The sequence below is a fragment of the Luteimonas sp. A649 genome (genome assembly GCF_054072735.1).
The window spans coordinates 1-9,343 of record NZ_JBSVRQ010000007.1 but is presented as its reverse complement, the minus strand read 5'-3'; the positions used below and the strand labels follow the sequence as shown (position 1 = coordinate 9,343).

The 9,343-nt window shown below is 55.8% G+C and carries 12 protein-coding genes; all 12 read left to right on the top strand.

The features are described from left to right. Positions 1 to 72 precede the first annotated feature (72 nt). The 12 genes from ACW5E8_RS14590 to ACW5E8_RS14535 all read left to right on the top strand — a co-directional run bounded on the left by ACW5E8_RS14590 (position 73) and on the right by ACW5E8_RS14535 (position 8,849). A complete protein-coding gene (locus ACW5E8_RS14590) occupies positions 73 to 537 on the top strand; it encodes a hypothetical protein (protein ID WP_456966264.1) in 465 nt (154 codons plus the stop codon). A 759-nt stretch (positions 538 to 1,296) separates the two neighbouring features. After that, positions 1,297 to 1,575 (top strand): hypothetical protein, encoded by a 279-nt coding sequence (locus tag ACW5E8_RS14585; RefSeq protein WP_456966262.1) that lies wholly within the window; start codon positions 1,297 to 1,299, stop codon positions 1,573 to 1,575. A 45-nt stretch (positions 1,576 to 1,620) separates the two neighbouring features. Next, positions 1,621 to 2,106: a GNAT family N-acetyltransferase gene (locus tag ACW5E8_RS14580; RefSeq protein WP_456966261.1), complete on the top strand. Its 486-nt coding sequence runs from the start codon at positions 1,621 to 1,623 to the stop codon at positions 2,104 to 2,106. Between the two features lie 894 nt (positions 2,107 to 3,000). Continuing rightward, positions 3,001 to 3,432 carry a hypothetical protein gene (locus ACW5E8_RS14575; RefSeq protein ID WP_456966260.1) on the top strand — a complete coding sequence of 144 codons (432 nt, stop codon included), beginning with the start codon at positions 3,001 to 3,003 and terminating at the stop codon, positions 3,430 to 3,432. Positions 3,433 to 4,071: 639 nt separating this feature from the next. After that, entirely contained in the window at positions 4,072 to 4,416 is a 345-nt protein-coding gene (locus ACW5E8_RS14570; RefSeq protein ID WP_456966259.1) for a low molecular weight protein tyrosine phosphatase family protein, read from the top strand. A gap of 123 nt (positions 4,417 to 4,539) precedes the next feature. Next, positions 4,540 to 4,878, top strand: a complete 339-nt coding sequence (locus tag ACW5E8_RS14565; protein ID WP_456966258.1) for a GRAM domain-containing protein — start codon at positions 4,540 to 4,542, stop codon at positions 4,876 to 4,878. Positions 4,879 to 4,989: 111 nt separating this feature from the next. Continuing rightward, on the top strand, positions 4,990 to 5,310 hold the full coding sequence (locus tag ACW5E8_RS14560; protein ID WP_456966257.1) for a hypothetical protein: 321 nt from the start codon (positions 4,990 to 4,992) through the stop codon (positions 5,308 to 5,310). 551 nt (positions 5,311 to 5,861) lie between these two features. Next, positions 5,862 to 6,119 (top strand): hypothetical protein, encoded by a 258-nt coding sequence (locus ACW5E8_RS14555; protein ID WP_456966256.1) that lies wholly within the window; start codon positions 5,862 to 5,864, stop codon positions 6,117 to 6,119. Between the two features lie 599 nt (positions 6,120 to 6,718). Further along, positions 6,719 to 7,072, top strand: a complete 354-nt coding sequence (locus tag ACW5E8_RS14550; RefSeq protein ID WP_456966255.1) for a hypothetical protein — start codon at positions 6,719 to 6,721, stop codon at positions 7,070 to 7,072. 70 nt (positions 7,073 to 7,142) lie between these two features. Beyond that, on the top strand, positions 7,143 to 7,562 hold the full coding sequence (locus ACW5E8_RS14545) for a hypothetical protein (RefSeq protein ID WP_456966254.1): 420 nt from the start codon (positions 7,143 to 7,145) through the stop codon (positions 7,560 to 7,562). A 143-nt stretch (positions 7,563 to 7,705) separates the two neighbouring features. After that, complete coding sequence (locus tag ACW5E8_RS14540; protein WP_456966253.1) at positions 7,706 to 8,413, top strand: DUF3800 domain-containing protein; 708 nt, start codon at positions 7,706 to 7,708, stop codon at positions 8,411 to 8,413. Between the two features lie 70 nt (positions 8,414 to 8,483). Further along, positions 8,484 to 8,849 carry a hypothetical protein gene (locus ACW5E8_RS14535; protein WP_456966252.1) on the top strand — a complete coding sequence of 122 codons (366 nt, stop codon included), beginning with the start codon at positions 8,484 to 8,486 and terminating at the stop codon, positions 8,847 to 8,849. Positions 8,850 to 9,343: the final 494 nt, after the last annotated feature.

Here is a 9,343-nt window from a genome sequence, read left to right as displayed (position 1 = left end):
ACCACATGGCAGGTAAAGCTTGCCATGTGCTTCGCTTCACTGCGCGGCGCGGCTTAACTCAGGTGTTAGCCGATGCGAAAGATCCTGCTCTACCTTGTGGCATTCATCCTATGCGGCTGCGGCGCGGGCGTGCTGGTTTCTCCAGAGCACTCTAGAATTTCCGAGATTCGCAATGGCTCACGGTTCTACAATAACGCGATCGTTCAGATCCACGGGTTTTCTGTCTTACGCTTCGAGGCGCATTTCATCTGTGAGTCCCTTCACGATATTGACTCAGCGTCTGACGGTTACTGCCTAGTGCTTGAACCATCTCTCCAGGACGGCGTTCTTACGGAACTTGATCCAGCGCTGTATCACAATAAAGAAGTTGTTCTAGTCGGCGTGTTTAACAAACACGGCGGCGGCCGCAAAGGCAGCATCTCTCCCCTAAGAGTTAAGGTCGTCGGCACTCACGACAAGGGAGATCCACCGCCGCCACCGCCCGAACCATCGGCTAACAATTCATTCAAGCCGACGCCGCTTCGCGGCGCGGCTTAATTCAGGTGTTAGGCGACAAGTGGTGGCTCCGGAGTAGCCGACATGCATGATGCAGCGCGACGTACAAGGTCGTTGAATTTTAGGCTGTGGCGTCGGATCTACGGGGTTCTACTGTTCGTCGGCCTAGCGTACGGTTTGATCTTCATTGTTATGGCTGTTAGCACTTGGGCTAGACATTTGTACCCACCTATTTTTGAAGGATATGGCCCGTTCCTTCTAAACAGCCCGTACTTCGTGGCTAAAGATAGCGCCCGGGCCATAGCAGAGATCCTGTTAGCTGCTGCGGCAGTCGTCTTCTATTTCTCCAAGGCCAGGCTTAGTGCATGCTTGGCTTTATTGGCAGTAATCTTGACACTGACATGCGCTGCGCTGGATTTCGCAGAAGCTGCAAGAGGCTACGGAGAGAACTGGCTCTACGGTCTTGCCGGAATAGTTCTAGCTGACACCATCTGGGCCGCTCTGGTGGCTATCGCTGCCCTAATGCTGCTGCGATTGTCGCCTAACAATTCATTCAAGCCGACGCCGCTTCGCGGCGCGGCTTAATTCAGGCGTTAGCCCTCTCAACAAAGGTGCCGTTACGTGATGGTAAAAAGACTCGCTTTCTCAGCTTTGTTTCTCATCGCGTCTGGATGCGCAACCACGTCGACCGCGCCTAGCCAGTCTCAGTGGATTGAGGCAGCCCAAGCTGTACATCTAGCTGCAGAATCCGCCCCGGACGGAGTTCAAGGTGTTTTTGAACTTCAGGTACGAGCCACGGGAATGCAAAGCAACTACACGTACTTGAACTCAGAGTTGGATTACCGGGACCAGAGAAACTTATCAATTGAGATTACGACTTTCGCAGCACGAGAGCTGGAAGCTCAACTCGGCGCCCATCCTCTTGCCGCCTTAAAGGGCAAGCGCATATTGGTCCAAGGTGCTGCGATCCGCACGAAGATCGTCTTCTTCGCTGATGGCAGGCCTACGGACAAGTACTACTATCAGACGCACGTCCGGGTGAGTGACGCAAGACAGATCACCATCCAGCCAGAGGGCTAACAATTCATTCAAGCCGACGCCGCTTCGCGGCGCGGCTTAATTCAGGTGTTAGCTGCATTGGAGAGTGACGTGTCACTCATAGAGATTCGTAGCGCAATACTTGCCGACGCGGACCAGATCTCTGCATGTCTCGCGGAGCTCGGCTACGGCACTCCGGTACAACTGGTCGAGCAACGCATATCAGAGTTTGCTGGCAGCACCTCCGACAAGATATTTATAGCGCATCGCTCAGGCAGCCTGGCCGCGCTCGGAGTAGCGAGTGCGCATGCCATTCCGCTGTTCCACACGCAAGGTCAACTCGTTCGGCTCACTGCGCTGGCCGTTAGCCGAGCGTCCCAAGGATTAGGTGTTGGCCGGACATTGGTCGCAGCCGTAGAAGACTGGGCCTGGAGCACCGGCGCCCGAAGAGTCGAGGTCACGAGTGGAGATCACCGTCCAGCTGCGCATATCTTTTACCAGTCGGTCGGCTACGTCTCCGATGAGCGCAGGTTCATCAAGCACGCTCCGCCGGTTGCCGCGAGTGGCAGCTAACAATTTATTCAAGCCGAACCCACTTCGTGGGTCGGCTTAATTCAGGCGTTAGGCCGCAGTCGAGACACCTATGCGAGCATTGTTTATCACAATCAGCATTCTGGGAGTGCTCGGAACACTCGCGGTTCTGGTCGTCGCCGCCGATCATCTTCTGCCTTCTAGGCTATTCATAACTCGCGTTCATCACATTAAGAGCTCGGAAATGAGTGTTGGGTACATGATCTGCTGTACGGCCGGCGGCATGGCCTCGTGTGAATCGCAAAATGCGGTACATCTAGAGCCCAAGCAGCCAATTGTGGTTAAAAGGACGCTATTGTTAGATCGTTGTATTTCCGTCACCGCGTCCCCGGAACCAGCAGGTCGTTGCTCATGCTCCTAGAACGGACGCAGCGGCCTAACAATTCGTTCAAGCCGAACTTGCTTCGCTCCACCAAACACATGGCAGGTTAAGCGTGCCATGTGTTTGGCTCCACTACGCAAGTCGGCTTAACTCAGGCGTTAGTCCGCAAGGGAGACATTGGCAGCGATGAAAGTGCTAAGCGATTTCCTTTGGAACGCCGGAGTGGTTGTCATTGTCGCCGCACTTACAGGATCCGGCTGGTACTGGAACCACTTAAAGCTCATCGATGGGCGGGGGTTGTCTAGATTGTTTGGCACTGAGGCCGCGCATCTCGTCAACTTCGCATTTCACACATTGTTCTTTCTTATCATCGTTATCGCCTTCTTCCGTGACCAGAGAGCACAGCAGTGATGGCTTATGGAGGTTGCGGCCTAACAATTCGTTCAAGCCGAACTTGCTTCGTTACACCAAAGCCATGGCAGGAAAAGCTTGCCATGGCTTTGGCTCCACTACGCAAGTCGGCTTAACTCAGGCGTTAGGCTGCACTGGAGACTATGGACAGGACTCGCAACAAATTGCTCATCGTTGGCGCGGCGCTCAGTGCCCTTGCTGCTCTGCTGCACCTAGGGTGCATTGCGTTCGGTGCGCCTTGGTATCGCTTTCTCGGTGCCGGCGAACAAATGGCTCAAATGGACCTGGCTGGGCATTGGTATCCCACTGTCGCAACCTTGGTCATCACCGCCCTCTTGCTTGTCTGGTCGCTCTACGCGCTGTCCGGCGCCGGCGTTATCCGCAAGCTCCCGCTTACTCGGCTGGCACTGTGCGCTATCACCGGCGTGTACTTGCTACGTGGGGTAGCCTTTACTCCACTTATGGCGTACTTCCCTGGCAACAGCACAGCATTCTGGTTCTGGAGCTCGGCCATCTGCTTATCTTTCGGCGTTGTCCATCTCGTTGGGCTTCGGCAAGTCTGGGCGCGCTTGTGAGTCGGGCGCAGCCTAACAATTCGTTCAAGCCGAACCTACTTCGCTACACCAACAACATGGCAGGTAAAGCTTGCCATGTTGTCGGCTACGCTACGTAGGTCGGCTTAACTCAGGCGTTAGGCCGCACTGGAAATCACTCTTGGCCAATTTACCGCTCTATCTCTTAGGCAGCATGTTCTTTGGCGTCATTGCATGGGCCTTGCTGTACGGACTGCCTCTCGCGCTGTGGCGTGTCCTTCGCAGCTCCAATGTTCACTATCCAATAGGTCACGCACTCCTCTTCTTGGTAGCCGGCATAGCAATTGGCGTGGCGCTGGTCTGGTATCTCAGCTCCGTTCCACTGGGCAGTGTGCCGTGTGGTCCACGGCTCCCTTGCCCTGAGAACGCTGAGTTCATATTTATCGCTCAGCATCCGATCTCATACTTGTTCAAGGCAGGCCCAATCGCGTGTCTTTTTCTCTTCAGTCTGCTACTTATGGCTGCGGGCGGCCGCACATTGCTGTCACGGAGTGCGGCCTAACAATTCGTTCAAGCCGAAACTACTTCGTTACACCAAAGGCATGGCAGGTAAAGCTTGCCACGCCTTTGGCTCCACTACGCAGTTCGGCTTAACTCAGGCGTTAGGCCGCAGGTGACGCTTTGACGCACAACGTGCTCTTTGTCTGTGGCAAGAGCCGTCTTCGCAGCCCGACCGCGGAGCAGGTGTTCGCAGACTGGCCGGGAGTCGAGACAGCTTCCGCCGGGACAAGCAACGACGCGGACTGCCCAGTCTCGGCTGAGTTGATCGCTTGGGCAGACACAGTGCTCGTTATGGAGTCGGCGCACCGGGTGAAGGTTGCGGCCAAGTTCCAGCCTGAACTGCGGGGCAAGCGCGTGGCGGTCCTGGGCATTCCAGACCAATACGAGTACATGGCGCCGGAGTTCGTCCGGCTGCTCCAGCAAAAGGTTCCGCGCTACTTGCCGGCTCGCAGGGGCGCAGCTTAGTCTGCGGCCTAACAATTCGTTCAAGCCGACGCCGCTTCGTTACGCAAACCACATGGCAGGTAAAGCTTGCCATGTGCTTCGCTTCACTGCGCGGCGCGGCTTAACTCAGGCGTTAGACCCCATATGAAGATCACGCTGCAGCCCAATGAAAAGCTAGTGCGAGAAGGTGGGGCCAACCTACAACGTGGCATGGAGGCCGTAGGCGGAAAGCTTTTCCTTACAGACCAACGCTTGTTCTTTCAATCGCACGCGTTCAATGTCCAGACTGGCCCCACGCAGATCGAGCTATCGGATGTGAGCGGCACAAAGCTCTGCTGGACCAAGTTCTTGGGGTTCATTCCGCTGCTCCCAAACTCTTTAGCTGTGCAAACCGCACGAGGCAACGAGTACCGTTTCGTGCTCTCAGACCGCAAGCAATGGGCAACTGCGATCGGCGCGCAAGCGCAAGTCGCTGGGGTCTAACAATTCGTTCAAGCCGAACTTGCTTCGCTCCACCGGCAACATGGCAGGTTAAGCTTGCCATGTTGTCGGCTCCGCTACGCAAGTCGGCTTAACTCAGGCGTTAGGCCTCATATGAGCCATTCCCACAGTTTCAAAACCTGGCCTTTTCAAGAGCCGGTAAACACGGCCTCCTTCACCACAAGACAGGTGCTTGAAGGCCTTCGATCCATTGTCGAGGTCTACCATGACCACGATGGTGACTGGCAGTTCCTTTGCGGAACAACCAATGACGTGGCAGATCTCAAGCTGGTCTGTATGGGTTGCATGCTCGAGCGTGAGCCTGCACTCGCCAAGTTGGCAGACTTGCCTTTTGGTTGGTGCGCCGTTCGTGACGACCCAGAGAGCGAGTGGTCTTGGGAGGAGTATGAGGAGAGCGCCGAAGATGAGGCCTAACAATTCGTTCAAGCCGAACTTGCTTCGTTCCACCAAACCCATGGCGGAAAAGCTTGCCATGGCTTTGGCTCCACTACGCAAGTCGGCTTAACTCAGGCGTTAGGCGCTATGGGACGTTTCTCGCTACTCGCAGTTGTGATCTTGCTGCTCTCTGGCCAGGTGCTAGCCACGAACACACTGTGCGATTTCAATGGAGCGTCCGATTCGGACCGCTACTCGTTTGAGTTCATCGGCTCGGGTGAGATAGCGATGATCCAAGTTAATGAGCCCCGTTCCATGCGCGTTGCAAGCTACGTGGTTCGTGATTTCAGCTATCGCGAGCGACGCATTGATATAGTGCATGCGGGGTCTGACAGGCAGGGCTTCTTGCCCGCATTCACGCTCAGCGGTACCGGGAACAATGTCGTGCTTAGCCTAGGGGGCCGCAAGGTCGTGGGAGAGTTGACATGCCAGTGGCAGCACGGCGCGCAGTAGCGCCTAACAATTCATTCAAGCCGACGCCGCTTCGCGGCGCGGCTTAATTCAGGCGTTAGGCCTCATAGGACGTAGTCATGCCACTCACAGAATCCGAAATTGAAGAACTCAAGGCGCGAACCAAGCAGTTCGCTGAGAACTATCCCGACATAGAAAATCTAATCGCAAGCGGGAAAGTGAAATACAAATCTGGCTGGTATCAGATCAGCGATTCGGTAACCTTTGATCTTGTAAAGGACTATGTGACGGGTCTCAGATCATCAAATGATGGAAAGCTTCACGTCAAGTTATCCAAGCCAAGCAAGCGGCTCAAGTCGCTAGCGGCCAAGTTATAGTCGTGGCAATGATGCCTAACAATTCATTCAAGCCGACGCCGCTTCGCGGCGCGGCTTAATTCCGGCGTTAGGCCCCTATGGGAGTTCGCAATGAGCGTGAGGTCTTTCGTAGCTGTTACGAGTCTGCTGTTCGCATCGGCTTCTGGAGCATCCGGCTACCGGCCGCCAGCACACTCGGAACTGACCTACTCCTTTACCTGTCCATCGGGTGCGAGCGGCCATCTCCGGTACGTCGTTGACTTCGTGTCTGAGTTCACCCCCAAGCTGACAATGTGGGTCAACGGACAGTACATCCAAGATGATCCAATGATCTCGGCTGGGCTCCGGGGGAAAAACATTGAGCAACTACAGGCATCCTGCGGAGGCGAAAGCACGTTAGTGATCCTGCAGACCTTCGACCCGGAAACTTCGAAACTATCCCGCTTTACGATCAGTGTTGACCGTTCCGGCACGGTCACGTCCGCAGCGGGCGGGGCCTAACAATGCGTTCAAGCCGAAGCCGCTTCGTTACGCAAAGCACATGGCAGGTAGAGCTTGCCATGTGCTTTGCTCCACTACGCGTCTCGGCTTAACTTAGGCGTTAGGCGACAGGGGGAGACATGCTCGGTACCGCGCTGCTTTTTTTGCTCACTGCTTTTCCGCTAGCTGAGCCATCGGGTGAGGAGGCAGAGCTTCAATGTCATACCGGCCCCGCCACGAAACACTTCGGCGGAAATGATTGGGTCGTATACGCCTGTGCGGATGGTCAGTCGGTCGTTGTGGCAGCTGGCGCGCCCAACCCTGCGAACCCATTCTTTTTTATAGTCCGGCCGGATGGTGATGGCATCGTGCTCTACGGCGAAGGTACCGGAGACAAGGCCGCTACTGAGCCTGCCTACAATGAACTCAAGGCAATGTCCGCCTCGGGCCTGGCGGACCTTTACCAACAAGCTGCGGCGGCTGGTGGTCTGTAGCCAGCCGCCTAACAATTCATTCAAGCCGAAGCCGCTTCGCGGCTCGGCTTAACTTAGGTGTTAGGCCGCAATGGACTCCTCTCTGATCCCCAAGCTCATCAGGCAGAGACGACGCTTGTTCCAAAGCTACATTGTCCATGTCGTCTGGTTCGCCGCCATGATCATCACAGCCATTGCCCATTCGTCCAAGACCGTAATTGCGGCTTCAATTCTTCTGGCGCTGGTAACGGTCCCTCCGGTCATTGCCTACGCGGCTGCGGTGCACCGAACATGCCGCGCCATTGATCCAACCGCCAAGACAATTGGCCTCATCCCAATGATCATCATGACGGTGCTGTTCACCCCATTCGAGTCCGGTCTGGTGGTCCCAGCCAAGAACCTATTGGTATCTGGCAGGTTGGTGCGGCAGCATCAGTCTGCTTCGGCAGGGCCCGGTGCTTCTACTCAATCAGACCCAAGTTTGCGGCCAGATTGCAGCAAGTTGTTGTAATGTTCCGGCTCAGGGGTTGGGCTGCGGTGCTTCCAGGCAAGTGTTCGCGGTGTCTGGTGGCGGCGGCCTAACAATGCGTTCAAGCCGAAGCCGCTTCGCGGCTCGGCTTAACTTAGGTGTTGGGCCTCACTGAAAGTACGCGTATGAAGTTGATATTTTTCGATGAAGCAAAGAACGATGATGAGTACCCGCACTACCACATTGGTGGCGTGTGCGTGGACGAAGCGCATCTTGAGCAGATAGAGGAGCGCATTAATGCAGTCGCGCAACGGGCCTTCGGTCAGTCTGCTTTGGTTCGTGGCACCGAGCTCCATGCCGCCGAGATCTTTCATCGCAAGAGGCACTTTAAGGATTGGAACGACTTCGATGCCCGCATCAGTCTGCTCGACGAAATGATGCAGATCCTAACGGCGCCAGAAGTTATGCTGATCGACGTGCAGATCAATGTTGCAAAACTTTGGCCAAGCCAAGTCCCTGATGAAATTGCATTCATGTTTTTCTGTGAAAGAGCGAATGACCTTTGTAAGGCAAAAAGCTGTCTAGGAATGCTTATTGGAGATCGGGAGAGCGACCGAGTGGCCGAGAGATACGCTGTGAGCCTGTCTGGCTACAGAGCAAGGGGAACTAACTTTGAGTTTGGGCGAAACATTCAAAACTTGGTCGACTCGGTGCATTTCACGCATTCGCACTTGAGCCGCTTCCTCCAGCTTGCAGACGTTTACACTTGGCTACTTCAGTTCAGGAACCGTAATCGCGCTTCCGAGAACCTTAGGCACCGAGCCATCTTTGACATCTGGGCGCGAGACGACATTAGTCTTGCGCCGTCAAAGTATAAGGAGTGGCCGCAGTGAAGGTGAGGCCCAACAAGTCATTCAAGCCGACGCCGCTTCGCGGCGCGGCTTAATTCTGGCGTTAGGCCTCATGTTCAAGTTCATCGCAATCTTGATCTACATGTCCAGCATCATCGCGGTGCTCGTTGTTGGCGGCCTCGTGTCGGCTGTCCTGGTTCTGTACCCTGCCGCACACTTGAGTTCGTTCGGTCCAGTGGTCCCGGCCATAGCGCAGGTCCACGCGGGCTGGCTTCCTGCTGTACAGCCCGTCACGTGGGCGGTCGCAACGGCGTCGGCTGCGGCGGGCCTGCTCATGTGGCGCTCGCGGCGCCCCGCCAGCGGCAAGATCCAAACGGCTTTGCTCATAGCGGCCGTAAACTACTTCTTGGCTCTGTTCTTCACCGCGACTCTTCTAGTGGCGTACTTCTACTTGCCAAAGGTCGCAAATGCGGCCTAACAATTCATTCAAGCCGACACCGCTTCGCGGCGCGGCTTAATTCAGGCGTTAGGCCGCACTCGGTGCGAGTTCCGGCATCCCGCTCTTTTGGTGTACTCCTTCGGTCAGTTTCGCCAAGCCCACTGGGTCGCTTCGTTCAAGATTGCGTGGCGCAGCACCCGACTCGCCTGAGCATCACGGGCCAAGAGTTCTGGCGCTCACACCCATAGTGGGCTTTGGGTAGCCCACACGCCCAGGCACCGGAGCAAGCTTGAAGCGCAGACTCTTTCGCTCGGTCCAGGGCGCAGTCAGAGGGTGGCCAGTTGTTGTAATGTTCCGGCTCGAGGGTTGGGCTGCGGCGCGTCCAGACAAGTGTTCGCGGTGTCTGGTGGCGGCGGCCTAACAATGCGTTCAAGCCGAAGCCGCTTCGCGGCTCGGCTTAACTTAGGTGTTAGAGGGCTCTATGCACTGTCGCAAGCTGATAGTCGCTCTTTGCATTGCGTCTTGCAGTTCCA

What these genes read in the sequence shown, in the direction of transcription:
- ACW5E8_RS14560 (WP_456966257.1), top strand. Translation starts at nt 4,990, where the DNA reads ATGAGCCATTCCCACAGTTTCAAAACCTGGCCTTTTCAAGAGCCGGTA.
- ACW5E8_RS14590 (WP_456966264.1), top strand. Translation starts at nt 73, where the DNA reads ATGCGAAAGATCCTGCTCTACCTTGTGGCATTCATCCTATGCGGCTGC.
- ACW5E8_RS14550 (WP_456966255.1), top strand. Translation starts at nt 6,719, where the DNA reads ATGCTCGGTACCGCGCTGCTTTTTTTGCTCACTGCTTTTCCGCTAGCT.
- ACW5E8_RS14585 (WP_456966262.1), top strand. Translation starts at nt 1,297, where the DNA reads ATGCAAAGCAACTACACGTACTTGAACTCAGAGTTGGATTACCGGGAC.
- ACW5E8_RS14540 (WP_456966253.1), top strand. Translation starts at nt 7,706, where the DNA reads ATGAAGTTGATATTTTTCGATGAAGCAAAGAACGATGATGAGTACCCG.
- ACW5E8_RS14545 (WP_456966254.1), top strand. Translation starts at nt 7,143, where the DNA reads ATGGACTCCTCTCTGATCCCCAAGCTCATCAGGCAGAGACGACGCTTG.
- ACW5E8_RS14535 (WP_456966252.1), top strand. Translation starts at nt 8,484, where the DNA reads ATGTTCAAGTTCATCGCAATCTTGATCTACATGTCCAGCATCATCGCG.
- ACW5E8_RS14555 (WP_456966256.1), top strand. Translation starts at nt 5,862, where the DNA reads ATGCCACTCACAGAATCCGAAATTGAAGAACTCAAGGCGCGAACCAAG.
- ACW5E8_RS14575 (WP_456966260.1), top strand. Translation starts at nt 3,001, where the DNA reads ATGGACAGGACTCGCAACAAATTGCTCATCGTTGGCGCGGCGCTCAGT.
- ACW5E8_RS14565 (WP_456966258.1), top strand. Translation starts at nt 4,540, where the DNA reads ATGAAGATCACGCTGCAGCCCAATGAAAAGCTAGTGCGAGAAGGTGGG.